Below are 22,662 nucleotides of genomic sequence, written 5' to 3'. Positions count from 1 at the left end.
CCAATCGCTTCCAAGCGGCGAGCCAGTCCCCCTTTTCGACTCGCCGCACGCCAAGCTCACTCCGTCGACAACAGGTACGCCATCAGATCGAGGAGCTCGTCCTCGTCCAGCACATTCAGCAGCCCCGCTGGCATCGGCGACGCGTTGGACGGGAACTGGTCCTCGATGTCGTCGGCGTCGAAAGTCTGGTAGTGCTTGGGGTCGGTGAAGTCGGTGGCGATCGAGATCTCTTGCTTGTTCAGGTTCACCACGCGGCCGACGATCGTGCGGCCGTCGATCTCGAACACGGTCTGCCGGTACTGGTCGGAGATCGTGGCATTGGGGTCAACCAGCGCCGTGGCGATGTCCCGCACCGCGAAGCGGCGGCCGACGGCGGTCAGGTCGGGGCCGACCGCGCCCCCCTCGCCGCGGAAGCGGTGGCAGGTGAAGCACTGGGCCTCGGCGAACAACCGGCGGCCCCGGGTGGGATCGCCCCCCTGCTGGTTGGCGGCGTCGACGACCTGGTCGATGTTCCACTCGCGTACTAATGGGCGTGGGGGGGTCGCCCCGGCAGGCGACGCTCGTTGCTCGTCCCGTTGGGCGATCAGATCGGCGGCCGTGGTCCGCTCTTCATCAGTGAGCTGCTCGTCGGCGCGTGCGGCGATGCGTTCGGCGTAGGCCTGCATCGAGCGGTCACGCGAGCCGGCCAGGATCTGGCCCAGCATCTGGTAGTACGTGCGCCGCAGCTCGGGCGTCCAGCCCTGCCTGGTTTCGCACAGCGCGAGGGCGTAGTACAGCCGCTCGCTCGCCAGCGGGGCGTCCTCCATTAACCGTACGGCTGTGGCGGTCGCGTCGGGGTAGCCGACCGCCAACAGGAACGCGGCCAGCTCGCGGTCGAAGATGGTCTCGCCACTAGGCAACGCCTCGGCGAACTTTGCCACGATCGCCCGGCGGGTCGGCAGCTCGGGCGACTCGTACCGCAGGTGCGACACGCCCACCGCCCGCAGGTAGGCGAGCTTCCCCTCGGCGGTCAGCCCGGCGAAGTCGGTGTCGCGGAACGCCTCGTACAAGTCGTGCGGCGGGTCCTGCGATTGGTGGCGGGTGGCGGCCAGCAGCGCGTAGGGCCGCGCCCGCGGGTCGGCCTCGGCGTAGGCGCGCTGCAGCCAGCGGTCGGCCGGCTGCAGCTCGACCGCGACGCGGGCCGCGTAGCGGACGTGGCGGTCGTCGTGGCCGAGGTAGGGCCAGACATTGTCGAGCGCCACGGGATCGGCGGCCCCCGCCTCGGTGTGGTAGTACTCGATCTCGCGGCGCAGCTTGTTGAGGTCCTCCTCGGGCAGCGGCGCCGGCGGGATCGGCGCCGGCTCGTCGGCGGGGTTCTCGAAGCCGACGTAAACCACCCGCCACAACGCGGAACCGACCCGGCGGCCGCCGGTCGTTAGGTACAGGGCGCCGTCCTGGAAGTTGGCGGCCAGGTCGGTCACCGGCAGCGGCGACGCCGACAGGAACGGCTTGACCGAGGCGCGGTAGCCGCCCCCCTCCAAATCGAGGTCGACCATGAACACCCGGCCGTGGCTCCAATCGCCGACAAACAGCGCCCGCTGGTCAGCGGCAGGAAAGTCGGTCGCGTACCCGAACTCGACGCCGGTTGGCGAGCCGGGGCCGATCTCTAGCAGCGGCCCGACGCTGTCCTCGTAGTAGGGCGGCCACTTGCCGGTGCCGTGCCGCCAGCCGAACTCCCCGCCGCTCGCGACGTGACAGACCCGCGTCGGGCGGTACCACGGCGCGTCAATGTCGTACTCGTTGTCGGAGTCGAACGTGAACAGGTCGCCCCAGCGGTTGAAGGCGATGTCGTATTGGTTGCGGAAGCCGGCCGCGTGCAGCCGCCAGTCCTTGCCGTCGAGGCTCACCTCGGCGATCCAGCCGCCGGGCTCGCGGAGGTTGGAGAAGCTCCGCAGCGGGTCGTCGATCCGCGGCAGGATGGAGTCATCCCCCCACGCGGTGGGAACGCGGCTCCAGGCGAACTCGGTCGGCTTGGTGACGTTGCCGCACGCCACGTACAGCGACTCGCCGCTGGGCGAGGGGACCACCGCATGCGGCCCGTGCTCGCCGCTGGAGCCGAGCTCGCGGAGCAGCTCCACCTGGTCCCACAGTTGGTCGCCGTCAGTGTCGCGGCAGCGGTACAGGCCCGCCGGCCGCGGGCCTTGGGCGTTGACCATCACGTACAGGTCGCCCTGCACGACACACAGCCCCTGCGCCATGCCGAGGTCGACGGGCAGCCGCTTGACCACGGTGTCGTCTGGGCCGTCGCCCGGCGTGATCACGAACAGCCTGCCAAACTGCGCCGACGCGACCAGCCGCCCGTCGCCGACCGCCGTGAGCGAGACCCACGAGCCCTCGGCCTTGGGGTCGACGCGGTGTACCAGCTGCAGCTCGTAACCGGGCCGCACGAGCACGTCCCGCAGTAGGTCGGCGTTGGCGTCACCGTCCCGGGCGGGCGCGGCGGGGGCGGGAACTACCACCGCCAACCCGTAGGCCAGCGCCGCTGAGAAGAAGCATTGGGGGAGCCATTTCATGCGGCGATTATAAGGGCGGCGTCTGGGCGGTCGCCACTTGCGTCGCCACGATTGGCCCGCGTAGCCCCTAACCCGCGGAGACCAAACAGGTTAAGATCCCCCCAGCGGCCGCTGCGTCAAAGTGTCACACCGAACCTCTCGCGGCCCAATGCCTCTACGCCCTCGCATACGCACCCTCTAGAATCACCTACGGCAGCACGCTCCTCACCGGGCGTGTTTCCTTTGGCAGAGCGACCCCTTGGCAGAGCGACTCACGCACCTCGACGAATCGGGCGCCGCCCGGATGGTGGACGTCGGCGAAAAGCCGTCGACCCATCGGATGGCCCGCGCCTCGGCCCGGCTCACGATGGCCGCATCGACTCTTGAATTGATTCAGGACGGTGGCGGCCCGAAGGGCGACGTGCTGCAGGTTGCGCGGCTGGCGGGGGTGATGGCGGCCAAGCGGACCGACGAGCTGATCCCGTTGTGCCACTCGTTGCCGCTAGAATCGGTATCGGTCGACTTCGAATTCGAGGCGGCCACCACGTTGCGGATCGAGTCGACGGCGCGGGTCACCGGCAAGACCGGCGTCGAGATGGAGGCCCTCACTGCCGTGACGACCGCGGCCCTGACGGTTTACGATATGTGCAAGGCGGTCGACCGCGGCATCGTGATTGGTCCCGTGCAACTAGAAGAGAAGGCCGGCGGCCGCAGCGGGACCTGGCAGCGTTCTGACAACGGCGACGACCCCTCGAGCGATTCCGATTAAGGACCCAACCCACAAATGAGTCAGGCAGACCAAACGCTCGTCGAGGGCAGCCCCAAGCTCCGACAGCTGCTCTCTTGCATCGCCGACGACCTGTCCGCGGTCGAGCAGCGTCTGCAGTCGGAACTGCACAGCCGCGTCCCCCAGGTCGACGAGGTCGTGCGGCACGGCTACCGGCTTGGCGGCAAGCGGCTGCGGCCCGCGCTGGTGCTGCTGGCCGGCCAGGCGACCGGAGAACTTAGCGACGAGCACCTGACGCTCGCCGCCGTGGTCGAGATGATCCACACCGCCACGCTCGTCCACGACGACGTCCTCGACGAGGCCCAGCTCCGCCGTCACGAGGACACAGTCAACGCCCGCTGGAACAACGAGACCAGCGTCCTCCTGGGCGACTTCCTGTTCTCGCACTCGTTCTACCTGGCCAGCACCACCGGATCGGCCGAGGCGTGCCAGACCATCGGCCGCGCGACCAACGTGGTCTGCGAGGGCGAGATGCAGCAGACCCTCTCCGAGGGCGACTTCGGGCTCAGCCAAGCAGATTACCTGGCGATCATCACCGCCAAGACCGCCGAGCTGTGCGCCTGCTGCTGCGAGCTGGGCGCCCGCCAGTCCGGCGCCGACGACGCCACGATCGAGCGGCTGGCTTCGTTCGGGCGGAACCTCGGCATCGCTTTCCAGATCGCCGACGACCTGCTGGACCTGATGTCCGACGAGAAGGCGACCGGCAAGACCACCGGCGCCGACCTCGCCAAGCGGAAGATGACGCTCCCCTTGATCCACGCCCGTGACGCGCTGGTCAACGGCCCGCGGGCCAACTTCGTCGACCTCTTGGAGTCGGCCGACCTCGAGCGGATCCGTGCGCAGGTCAAGCTGCTGGGCTCGCTCGACTACGCCAACCGGATGGCGACCAACTACGCCCGCCGCGCCGCGGCCGACCTGGCCGAGTTGCCCGCCAACCCGGCCCTCGAGTCGCTGGTTGGGCTGGCCAACTTTGCGGCGGCGCGGACGAGTTAGATCGAACTACCGGAGCGTCGATGGAAGGGGACGACGGGCGCGTTAATCCGTATGCTTCCCCGCTGGCGGAAGACGTGGCTGCCGGGCCCGATGTGCCTTTGGATATCGCTCACCTCGAGCGGATCCGGCGGACCCACTTGTCCCGCGAGGCGACCATCGAGTCGCTCGGTCTGGTCTGTTACTTGGTCGGCGTGCTCGGAATCGGGCTGCTCGCCCTCGCGGTCGCCTTCCTCGATCTGCTAATCACGACTGGCGTCATCGAGCTGCTGCTGGTCCTGGTTTACCTGGCGTTCCTAGCGGTCACGGTTTGGGTAGGCATCGGGCTCCGTGGATTGAGCTCGTCGGCGAGGATCCCCGGTATCGTGCTTAGCGTGATCTGGCTGCTTGCCTCGGCGCCGATGTTCAACCCGATAACGCTGCTCATCAGCATGAGCGGCTTGTGGTGCCTGCTCGGCAAGAAGGCCAGCTACATCTTCACCCCCGAATACAAGCACGTCATCGCCGCCACGCCGCACGTCCGCTACAAGACCTCGGCCGTCAGCTGGATACTGCTGGCGATCCTCATCATCGGAGTGCTTTTCGCGATGATGATTCCAGGCGTTCGTTGAGTGCTATCCGCCGAAGGCCGCCCACGCAGCGTTGCAATCGCCGAATAGGTTGGCTAACTTTGCTGTGTCGCGTACGGGTTGGCGAATCTTATCGGAGCCTCGATGGAAGCAGAACAAGAACACGTGAATCCCTTCGCTTCTCCGCTGGCGGAGGAATCAGCGTCGGCCCCCGTCGTGACGGCTGACGGCGCGTTAGAGCAGATCCGCCGCGACAACCTCTCGCGCGAGGCGTCGATAAAGTCGATTGGCTCTCTGTACTTGTTGGGCGCACTAGTCATGACGCTCGCAATTGCCACCACCTTGCTGACGCTCTTGTTCGCCGTGGCCTCCGCAGACGTCGTCAGTGGCGATGGTGCATTCGTTGGGATTACCTCATTTTTCTACGTCGCCATGACCGCGGCGTTTTGGTGGATCGGTCTAGGGCTCCGTCGCTTGAACCCAGCGGTGCGCTTCTGGACCATCATCCTGAGTGCGATCGGCCTGCTTGGGTTTCCATTTGGCACCCTCATCAACGGCTACATCCTTTGGCTCGTGGCGGGACGCAAAGCAAAGTAGATCTTCTCGCCCGAGTACAAGGACATCATCGCCGCCACGCCGCACATCAGGTACAAGACTTCGATGGTGGTGTGGATCTTGTTGGCGATTCTGATCGCCCTGGTCGTAGTAGGATTCATCGCCGCCGTGGCCGGCGGTTGACGCGTGCCCGACGAGAACCCCTACGCATCGCCCGTTGAAGTCGACGAACCGCAATCGGCGTCTGCGCCGGGTTCGGCCGACGCTGTGCGGCGTGCGCACCTGCAGCACGAGTCGGCGGTGCGGTCGCTCGGCACGCTGTACCTGTTGCTGGCGATCGCAGCGACGATGCTGACGGTCGTGGTCGGCGGTTTCATGGCGTCCGAGTGGGGTTCCCGCACGGCGCCCGCGTCCAACACCTTCGTGACGCTTGGCATCGCCAGCTACCTGCTCACACCGGTCGTGCTCTGGGGACTCGCCATCGGACTGCATGGGCTGCGGGGTGAGCCGACGCGTCTGGCGGCAAATGGGCTGCACGCCGTCGGATTGGTGGTCTCGCTTTACACGCTGAACCCAATCTTCGCGATCCACTTCGGGTACGCCCTCTGGCAGCTGACCGGCAAGCGGGCGAAGTTCCTGTTCTCTCGCCATTACCGCGAAGTCATCGCCGCAACCCCCTACCTCAAGCCGAGCACCTCGACCGAAGTAAAGATTGTCGCGTTCTTGCTGCTGCTGATGGTGGGCTTCATTGTCATAGGGCTGCTGTTCTAGAGAACGCACAAGCCCGATAGTGGCGCCACTCTCCGAGTGGCGTCGAACCGAGTCCGCCAGCGCTCCGAGGTTTAAACCCGCAGGCCATCTCTCTAATTCACGACGCGGAGCGTCGTGCCACTATGACAGCCCCGCGTCGGGGTCGCCCACAATCCGCTCCGCGATCGCCGCCGGGCTGTCGTCCGGGCCGATGTCGAGGAAGCGGCACTCGCTCAGGCCGCGGAACCAGGTGCGCTGGCGTTTGGCGAACCGCCGCGTGCGGGCCTTGATGGTCTCGACTGCTTGCTCCAGCGTCGAGTCGCCGCTGAGGTAGTCGATTACCTCGCAGTAGCCGACCGCCTGGCGGGCGGTGCGGCCGAGCTGCTTGCCGGAGTCGATCAGCCCGCGGACCTCGTCGACCAGGCCGTCTTCGAACATCTGGTCGACGCGACGCTCGATCCGCTCGCGCTGCTCTTCGCGGTCGCGGCGGAGCACGTAGACCTTGCAGTCTTTGGCGGGCAGGCCGTCCTCGAACTCCATCTGCTGGTGGCTGATCGGTTCGCCGGTCGAGCGGTACACCTCCAGCGCGCGGACGATCCGCCGGGTGTCATTCAGGTGGATCAGCGACGCCGCCACCGGGTCGACCTGGGTGAGCCGGGCGTGCAGGGCCTCGGAGCCGACGGTCTCGAGCTCGGCGAGGATCTCGTTCCGCAGGTCCCAGTCGGCGGGGGGGCCGTCGAAGAAGCCCCGCAGCAGGCACTTGAGGTACAGCGGCGTGCCGCCCACAAACACCGGCTGGCGGCCCCGCTCGCGGATGCCGGCGATCGCGGCGAACGCCAGCTCGCGGTACTGCGCGACGCTGAAGTCCTCGTCCGGGTCGACGACGTCGACCAGGTGGTGCGGCACGGTCTGCCGCAGCTTAAGCGGCGGCTTGGCGGTGCCGATGTCCATGCCGCGGTACACGGCCATCGAGTCGAGCGACAGCAGTTCGGCGTCCAACCGCTTGGCGAGCTCCATCGCCACGGCGGTCTTGCCGACGGCGGTCTCGCCGGTGAGGTACCAGCAGTCGATCGCAGGGTTTTCAGGCGTGGGTGGCATCAGGGCTGTGTTTTGAACCGCCAGGACGCCAAGACGCCGAGGACGGGTAGACGGTGTACAAAATGGCGGATTCGGGTGGCACGCCCTCGCAGGGCGTGGTGAACCCGGGCTCGGCGCTCCACGCCCATTCTGGGCGTGCCACCCGTGTGGCACGATTGATAGAACGCCCACGGCTGCCTAGACTTGAGGTTTGTTTTCGCCCCATTTTCCCCTGCCGGGGGCCCGATTGCCAGGGCCCGGGCGGGCGACCTCACTCGCAATGCCCTCACCAGCAACCCCAGACGCCATGCGGCCGCTCGACGCCCTCGAACAGACCATCCGCGAGCGCGCCGACGCCGCCCGCCAGGGCGACGGCGGCAAGTCGTACACCGTGAAGCTGCTGACCGGCCCGCTCGAGAAGTTGTGCGGCAAGGTAACCGAGGAGGCCGGCGAGCTGGTCGAGGCGGCCAGCGAGCAGGGCGACGAGGGCCGCGCCCACTTCGTCTACGAGGCGGGCGACCTGCTCTACCACACCCTGGTGCTGCTGCGGCGCCACGGCGTCGACCTGGCGGAGGTCGAGCACGAGCTGGCCCGCCGTTTCGGCATCTCCGGCATCGAGGAGAAGGCCTCGCGGGCCAAGTAGCCCCGCCGCCTGGCCTCGTCCGCCAGGCCCCCGCCCCCATTCACGCAACGAGATCCGCCGCCGGATCGCCCCGACTCGAAGACCCAAGAAGACATGGCCAACCCGCTCCGCATCGGCATCCCAAGCAAAGGCCGCCTGGCCGAACTCGCCGGCGACCTCCTCAAGGACGCCGGCCTCAAGTTCCGCCGGCAGGACCGCGCGCTGTTCGCCCGCGTCAAGGCGATCGCCGACAACCAGCCCGAGATCGACATCACCTTCCTCCGCACCGACGACATCCCCGTGCTGTGCGCCGAGGGCGCGATCGACATGGGCATCACCGGCTCGGACCTGGTGGCCGAGTCCCGCATCGACGGCAAGCCGGTGGAGCTTACCGAGCGGCTGAAGCTGGGCGTCGGCGGGTGCCGGCTGGCGGTGTGCGTGCCGGACAACAGCCCGGTGATCGAGCCGAAGGACCTCAACGGCGACCGCATCGCCACCAGCTTCCCGAACGTCACCCGGACCTACCTCAACGAGCACGGCGCCACGGCCCACTGCGTCGAGCTGACCGGCTCGGTCGAGGTAATGATCGCCCTCGGCGTGGCCGACGCCATTGTCGACCTAGTGGAGACCGGCAGCACGCTGGCCGCCAACCGGCTGCGGATCCTCGACGAGATCGGCAAGTACGAGACCGTCCTGATCCAGAACCCCCGCACCGCCCACGCCGAGCTGTGCGACCGCATCACCCGGCGGCTCGAAGGCGTGGTGATCGCGCGCAGCTACTCGCTGCTGGAGTACAACATCGCCGAAGAGAACCTGCCCGCCGCCGAGAAGGTGACGCCCGGCTTCAGCTCGCCGACCATCAACAAGCTCGAGAAGCAGGGCTGGTTTGCCGTGCGGGCGATGGTCAAGCGGGGCGAGGTGATCGGCATCATGGAGCGGCTCGAGGAGCTCGGCGCCGAGGCAATCCTCGAGACCAGCATCAGCAACTGCCGGCTGTAGTGACAAGCGCTGCGTGGCGAACAATAGGGGACTGGCTCGCGACGCGGGTTGATCGCGGCCCTGCAGTTCCGCGCGACCGGCGCGTGCCTGTCCCCTTTTGTTCGCCCGACCCCGATGAATCGCGTGTAACCTCACCCCAACAGCCGCCGCGCTATGCCCGCCAAACGCAACGCCGCGCGAACGCGAACCCGAACCCTGGCCCGGCTGGCGGTGCTGGCGCTCATCATCGCGCTGGGCGCCTTCAAGGCCGACCAGAACCGCCGCGACCGTGAGGCGCAGCGGGCGTACGACGACCTGATTGCCCAACTCGACAAGGAAGGCGGGCTCGAGCACCAGAAGCTGAGCCAGTGGTCCAAATCGCTGTTCGACGCCGACAACGCCCGGCGCGAAACCGAGGAGACGCTTAACGCGGGCGAGCCTTGGGAGACTCGCATGGTTGCCGATCGGGTAGGCGACGGCCGCGAGGTCGCCACCTGGCGGCACCCCAAGTACGGCATCGAGATGCAGTACACCTTCGACGGCGACGACCTGGCTTCGTTCACGGCGGGGATCGGGCGTGGCCTGCTGCAGGAACGAACGCCGCGTCCCCAGCCGTTTTCGCTTGAAGGCCCCGCCGAGTCGCTGCGGCAACTGATCCCGCTGGCCGCCGGGCCAATCTGGCTGGCCGGCTTCGCTGGCGCAATCTTCTCCGCGCGGCACGGCCTGCTCGCCGCCGAGGCGATGCTGGCGGCCGCGTTTTCGACGTTCATCGCCCACGCGGTGAATCCGCACACCGTGATGCGGATCACTTGGTTCACCGACCAGGAATGGTTCGCGTTGTTGATGCTCGCCGCTTCGCTGGTGATGCTGGCGTGGCGGGCTCCGGCGCGGCAGGGCGGCCTGCGATTCAGCATGCGGGAACTGCTGATCGCGATGACCGCCGCCGCGGTGCTGCTGGCGATCGGCCCGTTCGGCTGGCTGATGCTGGGGGTGCTAGCGGCGTCGGCGTTGCTGTACGCTGCCACGCGGCGGCTGCGTCCCCGCGGCCCAGCGGCCGACCTGCTAGCAGGCGACTCAGGAAACTGACTCTGGCAACTAGCTCTGGCAAATGGCGTTGCCGGCGCTCCGCGGCCTTCCTAGACTCCGCGGCCTCGCCCTCCTGTCTTCTGAGACTCGGATGCACTGGTTCCTGCGTCATCGCCTGCGCGCCGCGGTTGTCTGCGTGCTGTGCTGCGCGCCCGTGGCTTGCGGGCCCGTGGGCTGCGCGTCGAAAGTGAACCTGAAGAAGACGCCGCCGCTGGACCTGGCGGACCGGATCCAGCCGTCCAACTTCCGCGACTGGGTCCCCGATCAGGCGGTGCTGGCGACCGCCGACATCCGCGGCGACCGGGTCACTGTCAAGAACGTGCGGTACTGCAAGCACCTGGCGCCGGGCGAGTACGTGCCGGACTACTACGACAAGTCGTTCAACCTGCGGCGGGTCCAGGCGGTGGACTTCATCACGATGCCATTCGGCCCCGTGCCGAGCCTGGCCCACACGCTGGTCAGCTTCGAGCTGGCCCCCGAGGCGCCAATGGCCGAGCCGGAGCACCTGGTGATCAGCGTCGAGGTCCGCAAGGAGAAGGACGAGCCGGCCTATAACCCGGTGCTCAGCGCGATGCGGCAGTACGAGCTGATCTACGTCGTGACCGACGAGCGGGACATCCTCCGCCGGCAGGCGGTCATCAACAACCAGGACACCTACCTGTACCGCACCACCGCGCCGCCGGAGGCCGCCCAGGAGATGCTGGTTAGCATGCTGCGCCGCGCCAACGAGCTTGCGCAGCAGCCGCAGTTCTACGACCTCTTCACCAACAACTGCACCACGAACATCGTCGAGCATGTCAACCTGATCCGCCCCAACCGCGTGGTGTACGACATCGGCGTGCTGCTGCCCGGCCTGTCCGACCGCAAGGCGTACGCCGAGGGGTTGATCGTCGGCGAGGGAGACTTCGAGCAGGTAAAGGCCCGCGCCAATATCCGGCAGCGGGCCCAGCTGGCCGACGGCAGCGCCGATTTCTCCAGCGCGATCCGCCGCTAGCACGCATCTGTTTGTAACGATTATTCAAGTTGTGCAGGCGGGGCTGCCGATCTCGAGAAGGTGACTCTGCGCAATAAATCCATCCCGCTCGTGTTCGCCCTGGCCGCGACGCTCGCCGGCTACTGCCGCGCGGACGACGCGCTGCCCCTAGCAACGACGCCCGTCGTCGTGCCGGCGGTGGACGCCCGATCGCAAGACGAGCCGGTCAAGCAGGCCGGTTACCAGCTGCCCGCCGCCTACAACTGCGGCGGCTGCGGCTCGTGCGCGGCCGGGGCCGAGTTCTCACAATGCCGCCCCACGCCCGGCCTGCGGCGGCTGGGGCCGCACCCCGGGGCATGCGAGGTCGACTGGCACGCCGGCCGGCTGTGGTTCAAGGCCGAGTACCTCGGCTGGGCGACCAAGGGCGCCGACTTCCCTGCGCTCGTCACCACCGGCGACGCGGCCACACCCGCGGCCGACGCCGGGGCCCTCGACCAACCCGATACCCTGACGCTCTTCGGCGGCGACCGCCTGCACGACGACATGCGGCCCGGCGGCCGGTTTACCCTCGGCCTGTGGCACTGCCCCGAGCAGCGGGTCGGGATCGAGGCGAACCTGTTCGGCATTGACGGCCGCGACATCGAGTTCGCCGCCAACAGCGACGACACGCCCGTCATCGCCCGCCCCTACACCGACGCGGTCGGCGGCGACGAGGATTCGTTGCTGGTCGCGTACCCGGGGCTGCTGTCGGGATCCACCCGCATCGACGCCGACCTCGAGCTGCTCGGCGCCGAAGTGCTGCTGCGTCAGGCGATCCTGTGGCGTGAGAACGGCCGCGTCGACATCCTCGCCGGCTACCGACACGGTTACCTCAAGGACCAGCTGCTGATCCGCGACGCCAGCACCTCGCTGAACGCCGCCAGCGGCTACTTCCCCGGCACGGAGGTCTTCCGCGAGGACCTGTTCCGCACCAAGAACTACTTCCACGGCGGCGAGATCGGCCTAGCAACGCGGCTGTGGCGGGGCTGCTGGTCGCTCAGCCTGACCACCAAGGCGGCCTACGGCGCGACTCACACCCGCAGCACCGTCAGCGGCGACACGACCGTCGTGACCGACCCGGGCGGCGTGCCGGTCTTCACGCACAACGACGGCGGCCTGCTTGGCCAGCCCACCAACAGCGCCTACCGCGAGTTCAACGACGATTCCTTCAGCGGTGAACTCGGAGTCAACCTCGAGCGCCAAATCGGCACACACACGCGGGTGGGCCTGGGGTACACGTTCTTCTACTGGGACAGCGTCGTGCGGCTGGCGCCGCTGATCGACACCAACGTGAACCCGTCGCAGCTTGGCGGCGGCGTGCTGGCCGGACCGGCCGTCCCCGCGTTCGCGCTCTCGCGGACCGACTTCTGGGCGCAGGGGCTCAACGCCTCGTTCGAGTACCAGTGGTGATCGAGGCTTCTGCACGCCACCGCTGGCGCCCGCCGCGACGTCGGCAAAACCACTTGAACGACGGCGTCCGCGAACCCGCTGGAAGGTGTTGCGGGCGGGCTTTACCCCGAGTAAGCCTACGGCTTGGTGGGGCCGTGCTAGGCTTCACTTAGTCCTCGGTTGCCTCTTCCCATCGACTCCCCGCTCCCCAATGTCCTTCACCCGGTTTGTCTACCGGTCGGCAAAACAGATCGCTCGTTGCACCCCGGCGTGGCTGATCAGGATCCGACCGTTCGCGGTGCTCGCCATCCCGACCACACGTTTCCTCGATCGCGACGACCTGCCCGCCGGCCCGCCCGAGGAGGCGATCCGCTGGGTCGGCTCGCTTGAAGAAGCCGGGCTGCTGTACGGGGTGGCGGACGCCGAAAACTACGCCGCTTGGGACGCCCACTCGCGTCGCGCGGCGATTGTGATCCGCGAGGGCTCGCCGATCGCCTGCGTGTGGGTGGCGGCCGGCGAGTACCACGACCCCGAAATCGCACTGACAATGACGCTCGCGGACCGCGACCGCTGGATCTACGCCGCGGTGGTGACCCCGCCGCACCGCGGCGACGGAGTCTACACCCGGCTGCTGTCGTTTGTCGGCCGCGAGCTGCACCGCGAAGGCGTCGAGCGGATTGCGCTCGGCGTCGTGGCCGGCAACGAACGTTCGCTCCGCGCGCACCTGCGCTGGAGTCCTGCGCGGCTCGGCGGGGTGCTCGCCGCGCGGGTGCTCACCGTGCCGTGGCTCCGCATCACCGGCCGACTCGAGCGGGTTGGCCACGCGCAGACCGGCCAGTCGGTGGCCGTGGTGCGGATCCCGCCCCCGGCAGCAAAGCCGACCGCGACCGCACAACCACCAGGACAAACCTCAGATCCGGAGCCTGCCGAACCAACCAACGCCTGAACCGTGCGGCCGCGGCTTGGCGCCGCCCCCGCTCGCGGCTAGCCGTGAGCTAGGATCTCTAGAGACGCCACCCCTGGAGACCCTACCATGCGGTCCTTTTTCAGCGCTATTGCAATCACGCTCTCCGTCGCCGCGTGCGTGACTCACGCAGACGAGACCAACGACCTGCAGCCCGCCCGGGACCTGCAGGTATTCCTGAAGACGGCCCGCAAGGCCGACTCGTTCGAGCAGGTCCTGCCGCTGCTGCCGGAAGAGACCCGCGACGACTACCAACGCCAGGAGTCGGTCTGGGACAAGGACGCCATCCGCTCGGCGGTGAAGGAGAGCAGCCTGTTCGGCGACTCTGCCGACCTGTTCGCACGCACGCCTTACGAGAAGGGGCTCGGCCGCTACCGCTCGATGGCGGACAAGATCCGCAAGTACGTCTCGACCGAGATCGACGGCGACGAGGCTACCGTCCACGTCGAGACCCGCGTCAATGGCGAGTGGAACCCGGCCACGGTCCGGATGGTGCGCGAGGGCGCGCACTGGAAGTTCGACGACTTGAAGATTGATCTCGAGTGGTGACGCGTCGCGGGGGTCAATCCCCGATGATCTTCACCAGCACGCGTTTCCGCCGCCGGCCGTCGAACTCGCCGTAGAAGATCTGCTCCCAGGGCCCAAAGTCCAACTTCCCTTCGGTAATGGCCACCACCACCTCGCGGCCCATGATCTGCCGCTTGTGGTGCGCGTCGGCGTTGTCCTCGCCGGTGCGGTTGTGGTGGTACCGCTCGGGCGACGCGTCGAACGGCGCCAGCTCCTCGAGCCACTTCTTGTAGTCCCGCTTCAGACCGGGCTCGTCGTCGTTGATGAACACGCTGGCGGTGATGTGCATCGCGTTCACCAGCGCCATGCCCTCCTGGACCCCGCTCTCGCGGACGCACTCGTCGACGTCCGACGTGATGTTCACAAACTCCATCCGGGCGGGGAGGTTGAACCAGAGTTCTTTGCGGAAGGACTTCATGCGGTTTGCTTGCGGCGGTGAGTATGAGACTGCGGTAAGCGGAGGGTTTCAATCTAAGGCGCACCACGCCCCCCGCCAAGAACGCCCTTGCCCGCCGGTGACGCGGCGGCGGCAAGAACCTAGAATAGAGGGTTCCCCCGACTCCCAACCACGCGTCCCCCTTTTCGCTGCCTATGCCCGGCCAGACCTCTCTACTCCGACGCTGGCCGATCCTGGTGGTTGTGCTGCTCCTGCTGATTGGCGCTGGGGTGTGGGCCGACTGGCGGCGCGCGGCCCCGCCCGACGCCCTCGCCAAGGCGACCTTCGTCGGCCGGCAGTCGTGCGTCGAGTGCCACCAGGCCGAGCACGACGACTGGCTTGGCAGCCACCACGACCGGGCGATGGAGCTGGCCACCGACGAGGCCGTGCTCGGCGACTTCACCGACGCCGTCTACGAGCGGCGGGGCGTCACGACGCGGTTCTTCCGCGACGGCGACCGCTACATGGTCAACACCGAGGGCCCCGACGGCGAGAACCACGACTACGAGATCAAGTACACGTTCGGCCTCACGCCGCTGCAGCAGTACATGGTCGAGTTCCCCGACGGCCGCGTGCAGGTGCTGCGGGTCTCGTGGGACACGCTCAAGAAGGAGTGGTTCTACGTCTACCCGCCCGACGTCACGGACGAGCGCCTCCCGCCCGACGACCCGCTGCACTGGACCGGCGTCGCGCAGAACTGGAACACCACCTGCGCCGAGTGCCACTCCACCAACCTCCAGAAGAACTACGACCTGGCGACCGACACCTACCACACCACCTACGACGAGATCGACGTCAGCTGCGAGGAGTGCCACGGGCCCGGCAGCCTGCACATCGAGCTGGCGGGCCGCAACTCGCTGTTCTGGGACCGCACGCACGGCTACGGTCTGGCGAAGCTCAAGTCGCTCGACTCCGAGCCGCAGATCCAGACCTGCGCCAAGTGCCACTCGCGTCGGCTCGAGGTGCACGCCGGCTTCCGGCCCGGCCCCAACTTCATGAACCACTACGAGCCGACCCCGCTGTACGAAGGTCTGTACCACGCCGACGGGCAGATCCAGGACGAGGTGTACGTGTACGGCTCGTTCCTGCAGAGCAAGATGCACGCGAAGAACGTCCGCTGCACGGACTGCCACAACCCCCACTCGCTCAAGCTCAAGTTCGACGGCAACGCCCTGTGCGCTCAGTGCCACGTGCCGGCCCAGTACGACACGCCGGCCCACCACCACCACAAATCGGACACGCCCGGGGCGAGCTGCGTCGAGTGCCACATGCCAGAGACTATCTACATGGTGGTCGACCCGCGGCGGGACCACAGCATCCGCATCCCGCGGCCCGACTTGTCGGTCGAGCTCGGCACGCCCAACGCCTGCAACAAGTGCCACACCGAGCCGTTCGAGAACGCCCAGTGGGCGGCCGACGCGGTCGAGAAGTGGTACGGCCCCACCCGCCGCGACGACCCGCACTGGGCGCACGCCATGGCCGCCGGCCGCGCCGGGCAGCCCGAGGGCGAGGAGCTGCTCAAAGCGGTCTACGACCGCGAGACCACGCCCGCCATCGTCAAGGCGACCGCGGTCGAGCTGATGACGCAGTACAACGGCCTGCAGGCCGAGGTCGTGCGTCAGCGGGCGCTGAAGGACTTCGACCCGCTGGTGCGGCTGTCGGGCGTGCGGGCGTCGAACCCCGAAGGGGTCGCCGGCATGGTCGAGACCTTCGCCCCGATGCTTACCGACCCGGTCCGCTCGGTGCGGATCGAAGCCGCCCGCCGGCTCGCCCCGCTGCCGGACGACGCGTTCACCAGCCAGCAGTTCATCGACCGCAAGGCGGGGCTCGAGGAGTACCGCCAGGAGCAGAACCTGCACATCGAGCGGGCCGCAGCCCACAACAACCTGGCCGAGCTGGCCCGCGCCCAGGGCGACCTCACCACCGCCGCCAAGGAGTACCGCATCGCGATGCGGCTCGAGCCGTACCTGGCGGGCCCGCGGCGGTACCTGGCCGAGGTGCTCTCCAACACGGGCGGCGACCCGGCCGACATCCAGCGGCTCTACACCGAAGAGACCCCATTGCTCGAGCGGGACACCAAGCTCGCACCAACCAATGCCAGCCTGTGGTACGAGCTCGGCCGCTCGCGGGTCGTGACGGGCGACTACTCGGGGGCGACCGACGCGTTCTATCAGGCGTGCGAGCTGGCGCCGAACGAATACCGCTTCCGGCTGATGATGTCGCTCGCGTTGGAACGGCTCTACCAGACGACGGGCGACCCACGCCGCTTCGACGAGGCCGTGGCGTCGCTCCGCAAGCTCGAGGCGCTCAACCGCGAGAGCCCCGACGCCAAGGGGATCCTGCAACGGATGATTCAGGCCCGACGGGCGATCGAGGCTGCCACCCGCGAGCAACCCGACCGCGGGCAACCCAGCAGGGATCAGCCTACCGACGACCGGGACGACACTGCGGAACAAGCCCCGACTGACGAGCAGCCCCCGCCCGCAACGGACGCCCCGTCACAGACCACCGACGCCACGCCAGACGCGGAAGCAGACCGGTAGGCGGGCGCCACTTTGGGGAACGCCCGTAAGCAACCCGTGCCCTAGTTGAATGGGTCGTCGCCCCCGCCGCCAAACGGGTCGCCGCCGCCACCGCCGAACGGGTCGCTCTCGCCACCGCCGCGAAACGGGTCGATTCCCCCGCCGCCGAACGGGTCGGGCGTCTCGGGCTCGTCCTCGGGCATGGGCTCGTCGGCTGGCTCATCGGCCATCGGCTCGTCTTCGACCGCCTCGTCCGCCTTGTCGGCGGGCTGTTCTGCGGCGTCGGGATCAACCACCTTCGTGGCGTGCATGACGGGCTCGTCGAGCCCGACTTCGTGCAGGCACTGCAGCAGGCCGTTGTCGGTAAACAGGAACAGGCGGTCGGTCTGCTCGTTGAGCACGGCGTGGTAGATCCCCGCGATCGCGGCGCGGCTGCGGATCGTCCCGTGCTCGGCGTCCAGCACGACCATGTTGCCGATCCGGTCCAGGCCGTAGATGCGGTTGGGGCTGGCGCTGACAAACTGGCTGACCCCCTTGGAGATCCACTTGACCCGACCGGTCTCGGCGTCGAGGCAGTGCAGCGCCGGTTCGTCCGAGACCACCATCAGCGTTTCGCCCAGGGCGATGGGCGACTTGGTGACCGGCGCGCCGCAGGCGTAGCGCCAGTTCTGCGAGCCGTTCACCTCGTTGAGCGAGTAGACGTAGCCGTCGAGCGAGGCGGCGAAGATGGCCCCCTGCTGCATCGAGGCCGGGGCCACAATCGGCTGGGTCGACTCGAAACGGAACCGCACGCTGCCGGCGTCCGGGTCGGCCACGTACAGGTGACCGCGGTCGGTCGACCAGACAATGCTCTTCGCGCTCGACACCGCGTCTTCGAAGATCCGCCCCGCCGAGGTGAAGTACCAGGGCACCGGCAGGCTCTCGCCAATCGGGAAGGCGTCTACTCGGCCGCTGAACTGCGGCACGTACACGTAACCCGACGAGATGGCCGGCGCCGCGGCGATGCCGCTCGCGGTCGTACGCTCCAAGACGATATTGCCGTTCTCTCGGTCCAGCACGTAGACCTCGCCGCCGTTGACCACAGCCACATGGGTGGGCGTCGCGACAGGACCCATGCTCGGGTACGCCGGGTTGCCGACCTGCGACGACCACATCAGCTCGCCCGTCCCGGCGTCAAACGATTGCAGGGCGCCCGCCGAGGTCAGCACGTACAACCGGTCGCCCTTGAGCGCTACGTTCTCGACGTGGCTGCGGGCCGGGTCGACGCGGGCCTGGGAGAACCACTCGCGCACCAGGCCTTGCCGCCGGGCCTGGGCGTTGGTGATCAGGTCGCCCGCTGCGGCGACCCCGGCCAACGCCACACCGGCGGTGAGGACGAGAACAGCACGCAGCACGGCGCGGGATATCAGACGAGGGTGCAAAGCCATTGAGTTGCTAGCTGGCAGGAGGATGCGGTTGGGCACTGCCAGGAGCGTGCGCCTGGCGGGCGGCGGCCCCAAGTTGGAGCAACCTTCATTGTAACCAGCCACGGCGGCCGACGCACAAAACGTTTCGGGCCCCCGACCGACGAAAGCGCGGGATTTTCCGCGTTTGACGGGCGTTCCGGCGAGGGGGGGCCCGCTAGACCCCGCCGGACGGCATCACGTAACATGAGCGGACTCCGGTGGCGGCCACGAGGGCCCCACCCGCAACCCCTCGGCCACGTGGGGAGCCGGCATCCCCAAGCCCATCACAGGGCGGCCGCTCGCTCAACCGCCGGCCTGTTCCCTCCCAGGCAATCGATGCCAAGCGAAGCGCCGCAGCCCGACCCCGCTTGTGCCGGCACGCTCCGCGAGGTCGTCGGCTACCTGAACTTCTCCGAGGGAGCATCGGACCCGGGGTTCCTCCGCAACGTCAACGCGCTGTTCGCCGCCGCCGAGCGCGACCACCCCGACGCCGAGCCGCTCGACACGCTCCTCGCCCAAATCCAGGCGGCCACGCGCCAGCTCAGCCAGACCGACCCCGCGTTCTCGGACGTCACGCAGGCCGAGGCCGCCCTGCGGATCGCCGCGGTCGATTTCCGCACCGCGTACCGCGAGTTCCACCGCGACCTGGTGTGGCACCGCAGCCAGCGCGAGCTGTGGCGGCCGTTTTTCCTCGCCCGTGTCATCGAGGCAGTCCTCGCCCAGGGCCCGCCCTGGGACCAGACCGAGCGGATTGTCGCCGCCGCCCGCGACCAGCTCGACAACTACATCGGCTACCGCCCGGTGGTCACCCTCGAGTCGGAAGAGAGGCACGCCCCCTACCGGCACGAGTGGGTCCGCCCGATCCCGCTCTGGCTCCCCGGCGTCGGAGCCTCTTCGGGGCCGTACCAGGAGCTGATCGAGCAGACCCTCGCTATCCTCGATCAGTCCGACCCCGGACTGCTCCGCGACGCCTGGTTCGACCTCGACCTGATCGAGGAGCTGGCGATGGACCCGCGGGCGTACGACTTCGACCACCCGGTTAACAAGCGTCCCAACTACCACTTCGGCCAGTGGGACCCCGACCGCATCGACAACCGCGGCTACTACCGGCGGTTTATCCTGCAGCCGATCGCGCTCGACGCGCTCTTGAGCCGGATCGAACGCGACGCCCGGCCCGCGGGCTCGCCCGGCGACGGACCGAGCCGCGCGGAGCTGACCTTCGAGGCGGCCGCCGTGCTGGCCGGCACCATGCTGATGGCGTCGGGCACGACGGGCAACTCGCCCAACTGCCACGGCTCGGAGGTGACGCTCTCGAACCTGATGCCGCACATCGCCGCCTACCGCGACCGGTTCTACATCGAGCTGCTCGAGCGGGCCGAGGGGGAACTCGGCGAGCGGCTCCGCTCCGAGGCCCGGCGGTTGCGTCAGCCGTTCGCCGGCGCCCGCCAGCACCTCAACCAGGAACTGGCGCGCCGCCGCGCAGCGCAGCTGCAGCACGTCCACCTGGCGCAGCTGTTCGCCCGGATGGGCTACCCCGAGGCGGCCGATCGCCAGGCCCGCACGGTGCGGGTCGCCTCGGCGCGGATGCTCAGCCGCATCTACTGCCGCCTGACCGACGGGCACCACGACGTCGACAAGCGGCAGCTCGACGCGGTCGCCCGGCAGCTGGAGGAGATCGAGGACCTGCTGCACCGCGGCATCGAGTGCGGCGCGCTGGTCGACCCGTGGGCGATCATCGGCTTCAGCGGCAACTACAGCCTGTTCCCGGCGCTCGAGAACACGGTGCACGACTACCGCGTCGACGAGCTGATTAGGCTGGTCGAGCAGGTGCTGGACCTCTGCTCCCGGGCCTGGACCGAGGCCGCCGCGGTCGACGACTCGCGGCTCGAGGACGTCTTCAGCGAGACCCTCACCCGCCTGGCCGATTGGTGGGACCAGTTCGGCTCGTCGTCCGTGGGCGACGTCCGCCGCCTGGTCGGCAAGGAGATCGAGGTCTCGACCAACCTGGTCGCCGGGGCCCTGAACGCGTGGCACAAGGCGGGCGCCGCCGCCGGCGACGTCGGCTTCTGGCGGATGTTCGTCGAACAGTTCGACACCCCCAAGGCGTTCCAGCTCGTCATCGAGGCCCTGCTCGACAAGGACGACCTCGTGTCCTCCCGGGCGCTGATGATGCAGTGGGTAAGCCAGTGCGAGCGGACGCCGCTCGAGGACGGCGACGCCTCGTTCCACCCACTCGTGCAGAGGTGGCTCCGCCTGGTCGAGAGCCGCGAGCGGAACGACGGCGAGCCCCAGTGGCCGCTGGTCGTCAAGTTCTTCGAGCACCTCGAGGCCAGCGCCGAGCAGGCCTGGCACGTCCCGCGGTTTGAGCTCGGCGAGGACTGGGACGAATTCGACGACGACCTGCTCGACGACGACCTGCTGGACGAGCTCGAGGGGGGCGACAGCGACGACGGCCTCGACGACGACTTCGACGAAGAAGACGACGAGGACGAGCTCGACAACCTGTTCAGCGCCGCGTACGACGACGTCACCTTCCGCGACAGCGCGGACGACGGCGGCGACTCGTCGATCTACGACCCCAGCGAACTCGACACCCACTACGAGCTCGAGGAAGAGGCCGAGCGCCTCGGCGAGCGGCTCCACTTCCTGATCACGGTCGCCCGGCTGTGGAAGCACACGGCGGTCGCGTGGGGGCCGCTCGGCGACGGGCCCGACAAGGAGCCCGAGGACCGCCGCGAGCGGATGGCCGCCTGGGAGCACGAGGCGACCTCCCGCTACGCCCAGCTGACCGAGCTGCTCGAGGCCGTGCACACCCACCGCATCCCCGCGCCCCGCGGCACGCACGAGTCGCTTGTCGAGTACGACCGCCGCCGCGTCATCAAGGACGCCCTGCTCGAGCAGATCATCACCACCTGCGTCGAGATGTCCGACGCCGGCCGCCTGCTCCGCGCCGCCGCCGGCCACGGCGACGCCGACCCCGCGTCGTCCGACATCGCCCGCACCATCGCGCTGCTGCGGGCCGTGCTCGCCCGCGACGTCCCCGGCGTGCGCGAGCACTGGAGCGACTTCTGCGACTCGCTGCTCAAGCAGGAGCTGCTGTACGTGCCGCTCGGCAAGGGCGGCGCGCCGGGCCGCATCGTCAAGGCCCGCGCGCTGCACCAGCTGATCTTCGACCTGCTCGGCTGGCTGCCGCGGCTCGGCCTGGTCCGCGAGACCTGCCAGCTCTTGGACGTCGCGCAGCACATGGAGATCGAGCACCCGGTTGGCTCGGGCGCCGTGACCGAGTACGACCGCCTGTTCGAGAACGGCTACCAGGCGGTGGTGCGGTGCCTGGTGGCGTCGGCCGACCGCTGGGACGACGCCGAGCCCGCCGCTGCGGGCCCTACCCGCACGTCCGACATGCTGCTGGTCCAGGCGCTGCAGGACCTGACCGAGTCGCAGCTCGCCCGCTGGCTCCGCCACAGCCGCACCGTGCGGCTGAGCGTGGTCGAGAAGCTGAGCGAGCCGCGGATGTGGACCCGCTTCGTGGAGTTCGTCCAGCGGTACGGCGGCGACCTGTTCAACCAGCGGTTCCTCAGCCTGGCCAACCTGCGGGCCATCCTCCACCAGGGCGCCAGCGTCTGGTTGTCGAACCTGGAGGATGAGGACGAGGACCACGAGCTGCGGATCGTCGACGAGCTGGGCAACGTGCTCCCCCGCGACGACGCCAACCGGCTGCTGACGCTCGCCATCGAGGCGGTGGTTGAGAACTACCGCGAGTACCGCGACTACAACTCCACCACTACGCAGTCGGACAGCGGCGAGCTGCTGTACGCGTTTGTCGACTTCATCCGGCTGCGGAACGGCTACGACCGGATCGCTTGGAACCTCAAGCCGGTGTTCCTGGCGCACAAGATCCTGGTCCGCCAGGACCGGCCCGCCGCGGCCGAGCTGTGGCGCCGCGCGGTGGCCGAGCGGACCGCCGAGGAGGCCGACGCCCAGCTCCGCAAGCTGGCCGCGCTGTGCGAGTCGTACGGCATGCGGCTGCCGAGCATCGCCGAGCGGATCGCCGAGCGGTTCGTCCGGCCGCTGACCATCGACCGCCTCCGCGGCCTGGCCCGTCCCGCCATGCAGGCGATGGCCGACCACGGCGAGGAGGCCAACCCGATCTTCGCCGTCATGGAGGACGAGATCGAGAGCCTGATGCAAGAACCGTGCGGCGCCGGCCTGGACGTGCCCGACTGGATCCACGCCATCGAGCGCGAGGTGAGCGAGGTCCGCCAGCAACGCCGCAACAACAGCGCCCAGGATGAGTCGTGGCGCCGCCTCGAGCAGGCGCAGCTCAGCTGGGAAGAACTGCAGCGACAGCTATCGGACGAAGCCGACGCTTAGGGGCCTCCCGT

At 68.5% G+C, this 22,662-nt stretch carries 19 protein-coding genes; 14 read left to right on the top strand and 5 right to left on the bottom strand.

Features of this window, described 5'->3' with window-relative positions; translation table 11 throughout:
- Positions 1-56: 56 nt before the first annotated feature.
- Entirely contained in the window at positions 57-2,552 is a 2,496-nt protein-coding gene (locus tag Pla123a_RS06645) for a c-type cytochrome (RefSeq protein WP_146585094.1), read from the bottom strand.
- A 238-nt stretch (positions 2,553-2,790) separates the two neighbouring features.
- Here Pla123a_RS06645 and moaC point away from each other — a divergent pair, with 238 nt between their 5' ends.
- From moaC to Pla123a_RS06625, 4 genes are all read left to right on the top strand, one after another.
- Entirely contained in the window at positions 2,791-3,300 is a 510-nt protein-coding gene (gene moaC / locus Pla123a_RS06640) for a cyclic pyranopterin monophosphate synthase MoaC (RefSeq protein WP_146585092.1), read from the top strand.
- A gap of 15 nt (positions 3,301-3,315) precedes the next feature.
- Positions 3,316-4,311 carry a polyprenyl synthetase family protein gene (locus tag Pla123a_RS06635; RefSeq protein WP_231956344.1) on the top strand — a complete coding sequence of 332 codons (996 nt, stop codon included), beginning with the start codon at positions 3,316-3,318 and terminating at the stop codon, positions 4,309-4,311.
- A 98-nt stretch (positions 4,312-4,409) separates the two neighbouring features.
- Positions 4,410-4,919, top strand: a complete 510-nt coding sequence (locus Pla123a_RS06630) for a hypothetical protein (RefSeq protein ID WP_146585090.1) — start codon at positions 4,410-4,412, stop codon at positions 4,917-4,919.
- 102 nt (positions 4,920-5,021) lie between these two features.
- Positions 5,022-5,474, top strand: coding sequence for a hypothetical protein (locus Pla123a_RS06625; RefSeq protein WP_146585088.1), 453 nt, complete (start codon positions 5,022-5,024; stop codon positions 5,472-5,474).
- On the opposite strand, the gene Pla123a_RS24495 is transcribed toward Pla123a_RS06625, so the two are convergent.
- Positions 5,435-5,593 (bottom strand): hypothetical protein, encoded by a 159-nt coding sequence (locus tag Pla123a_RS24495; RefSeq protein ID WP_197527744.1) that lies wholly within the window; start codon positions 5,591-5,593, stop codon positions 5,435-5,437. The two genes, Pla123a_RS06625 and Pla123a_RS24495, sit on opposite strands and share 40 nt — an antisense overlap.
- A gap of 25 nt (positions 5,594-5,618) precedes the next feature.
- On the opposite strand from Pla123a_RS24495, the gene Pla123a_RS06620 reads away from it, so the two are divergent.
- Positions 5,619-6,203, top strand: a complete 585-nt coding sequence (locus Pla123a_RS06620) for a hypothetical protein (protein ID WP_146585086.1) — start codon at positions 5,619-5,621, stop codon at positions 6,201-6,203.
- A gap of 120 nt (positions 6,204-6,323) precedes the next feature.
- On the opposite strand, the gene miaA is transcribed toward Pla123a_RS06620, so the two are convergent.
- Positions 6,324-7,280, bottom strand: coding sequence for a tRNA (adenosine(37)-N6)-dimethylallyltransferase MiaA (miaA, locus tag Pla123a_RS06615; protein WP_146585084.1), 957 nt, complete (start codon positions 7,278-7,280; stop codon positions 6,324-6,326).
- Between the two features lie 259 nt (positions 7,281-7,539).
- Between miaA and hisE the strand changes: the two genes are divergently transcribed.
- From hisE to Pla123a_RS06580, 7 genes are all read left to right on the top strand, one after another.
- Entirely contained in the window at positions 7,540-7,902 is a 363-nt protein-coding gene (gene hisE / locus Pla123a_RS06610; protein WP_197527743.1) for a phosphoribosyl-ATP diphosphatase, read from the top strand.
- Positions 7,903-7,995: 93 nt separating this feature from the next.
- Positions 7,996-8,880, top strand: a complete 885-nt coding sequence (gene hisG / locus Pla123a_RS06605) for an ATP phosphoribosyltransferase (RefSeq protein ID WP_146585082.1) — start codon at positions 7,996-7,998, stop codon at positions 8,878-8,880.
- Positions 8,881-9,033: 153 nt separating this feature from the next.
- Entirely contained in the window at positions 9,034-9,945 is a 912-nt protein-coding gene (locus tag Pla123a_RS06600) for a hypothetical protein (RefSeq protein WP_146585080.1), read from the top strand.
- A 187-nt stretch (positions 9,946-10,132) separates the two neighbouring features.
- Positions 10,133-10,939 carry an Lnb N-terminal periplasmic domain-containing protein gene (locus Pla123a_RS06595; protein WP_197527742.1) on the top strand — a complete coding sequence of 269 codons (807 nt, stop codon included), beginning with the start codon at positions 10,133-10,135 and terminating at the stop codon, positions 10,937-10,939.
- 60 nt (positions 10,940-10,999) lie between these two features.
- The gene (locus tag Pla123a_RS06590) at positions 11,000-12,367 is read left to right on the top strand and encodes a BBP7 family outer membrane beta-barrel protein (RefSeq protein ID WP_146585076.1); all 1,368 of its coding nucleotides are present in this window, start codon (positions 11,000-11,002) and stop codon (positions 12,365-12,367) included.
- Positions 12,368-12,557: 190 nt separating this feature from the next.
- Positions 12,558-13,292 (top strand): GNAT family N-acetyltransferase, encoded by a 735-nt coding sequence (locus tag Pla123a_RS06585; protein ID WP_146585074.1) that lies wholly within the window; start codon positions 12,558-12,560, stop codon positions 13,290-13,292.
- Positions 13,293-13,379: 87 nt separating this feature from the next.
- Complete coding sequence (locus tag Pla123a_RS06580) at positions 13,380-13,859, top strand: hypothetical protein (RefSeq protein ID WP_146585072.1); 480 nt, start codon at positions 13,380-13,382, stop codon at positions 13,857-13,859.
- Positions 13,860-13,872: 13 nt separating this feature from the next.
- Here the strand turns inward: Pla123a_RS06580 and Pla123a_RS06575 are convergent, their stop codons facing one another.
- A complete protein-coding gene (locus Pla123a_RS06575) occupies positions 13,873-14,295 on the bottom strand; it encodes a secondary thiamine-phosphate synthase enzyme YjbQ (protein WP_146585070.1) in 423 nt (140 codons plus the stop codon).
- 173 nt (positions 14,296-14,468) lie between these two features.
- Between Pla123a_RS06575 and Pla123a_RS06570 the strand changes: the two genes are divergently transcribed.
- Positions 14,469-16,856 carry a multiheme c-type cytochrome gene (locus Pla123a_RS06570; RefSeq protein ID WP_146585069.1) on the top strand — a complete coding sequence of 796 codons (2,388 nt, stop codon included), beginning with the start codon at positions 14,469-14,471 and terminating at the stop codon, positions 16,854-16,856.
- Between the two features lie 41 nt (positions 16,857-16,897).
- On the opposite strand, the gene Pla123a_RS06565 is transcribed toward Pla123a_RS06570, so the two are convergent.
- Entirely contained in the window at positions 16,898-18,229 is a 1,332-nt protein-coding gene (locus Pla123a_RS06565) for an outer membrane protein assembly factor BamB family protein (RefSeq protein WP_197527741.1), read from the bottom strand.
- A 387-nt stretch (positions 18,230-18,616) separates the two neighbouring features.
- Here Pla123a_RS06565 and Pla123a_RS24490 point away from each other — a divergent pair, with 387 nt between their 5' ends.
- Positions 18,617-22,651, top strand: a complete 4,035-nt coding sequence (locus Pla123a_RS24490) for a hypothetical protein (RefSeq protein ID WP_197527740.1) — start codon at positions 18,617-18,619, stop codon at positions 22,649-22,651.
- Positions 22,652-22,662: the final 11 nt, after the last annotated feature.

Source organism: Posidoniimonas polymericola, assembly GCF_007859935.1.
GTDB classification, from domain to species: domain Bacteria; phylum Planctomycetota; class Planctomycetia; order Pirellulales; family Lacipirellulaceae; genus Posidoniimonas; species Posidoniimonas polymericola.
This window is presented reverse-complemented; position numbering and strand designations above follow the sequence as displayed.

What these genes read in the sequence shown, in the direction of transcription:
- Pla123a_RS24495 (WP_197527744.1), bottom strand. Translation starts at nt 5,593, where the DNA reads ATGAATCCTACTACGACCAGGGCGATCAGAATCGCCAACAAGATCCAC.
- hisG (WP_146585082.1), top strand. Translation starts at nt 7,996, where the DNA reads ATGGCCAACCCGCTCCGCATCGGCATCCCAAGCAAAGGCCGCCTGGCC.
- Pla123a_RS06570 (WP_146585069.1), top strand. Translation starts at nt 14,469, where the DNA reads ATGCCCGGCCAGACCTCTCTACTCCGACGCTGGCCGATCCTGGTGGTT.
- Pla123a_RS06580 (WP_146585072.1), top strand. Translation starts at nt 13,380, where the DNA reads ATGCGGTCCTTTTTCAGCGCTATTGCAATCACGCTCTCCGTCGCCGCG.
- Pla123a_RS06575 (WP_146585070.1), bottom strand. Translation starts at nt 14,295, where the DNA reads ATGAAGTCCTTCCGCAAAGAACTCTGGTTCAACCTCCCCGCCCGGATG.
- Pla123a_RS06600 (WP_146585080.1), top strand. Translation starts at nt 9,034, where the DNA reads ATGCCCGCCAAACGCAACGCCGCGCGAACGCGAACCCGAACCCTGGCC.
- Pla123a_RS06585 (WP_146585074.1), top strand. Translation starts at nt 12,558, where the DNA reads ATGTCCTTCACCCGGTTTGTCTACCGGTCGGCAAAACAGATCGCTCGT.
- Pla123a_RS24490 (WP_197527740.1), top strand. Translation starts at nt 18,617, where the DNA reads ATGCCAAGCGAAGCGCCGCAGCCCGACCCCGCTTGTGCCGGCACGCTC.
- Pla123a_RS06625 (WP_146585088.1), top strand. Translation starts at nt 5,022, where the DNA reads ATGGAAGCAGAACAAGAACACGTGAATCCCTTCGCTTCTCCGCTGGCG.
- Pla123a_RS06635 (WP_231956344.1), top strand. Translation starts at nt 3,316, where the DNA reads ATGAGTCAGGCAGACCAAACGCTCGTCGAGGGCAGCCCCAAGCTCCGA.
- Pla123a_RS06645 (WP_146585094.1), bottom strand. Translation starts at nt 2,552, where the DNA reads ATGAAATGGCTCCCCCAATGCTTCTTCTCAGCGGCGCTGGCCTACGGG.
- hisE (WP_197527743.1), top strand. Translation starts at nt 7,540, where the DNA reads ATGCCCTCACCAGCAACCCCAGACGCCATGCGGCCGCTCGACGCCCTC.
- miaA (WP_146585084.1), bottom strand. Translation starts at nt 7,280, where the DNA reads ATGCCACCCACGCCTGAAAACCCTGCGATCGACTGCTGGTACCTCACC.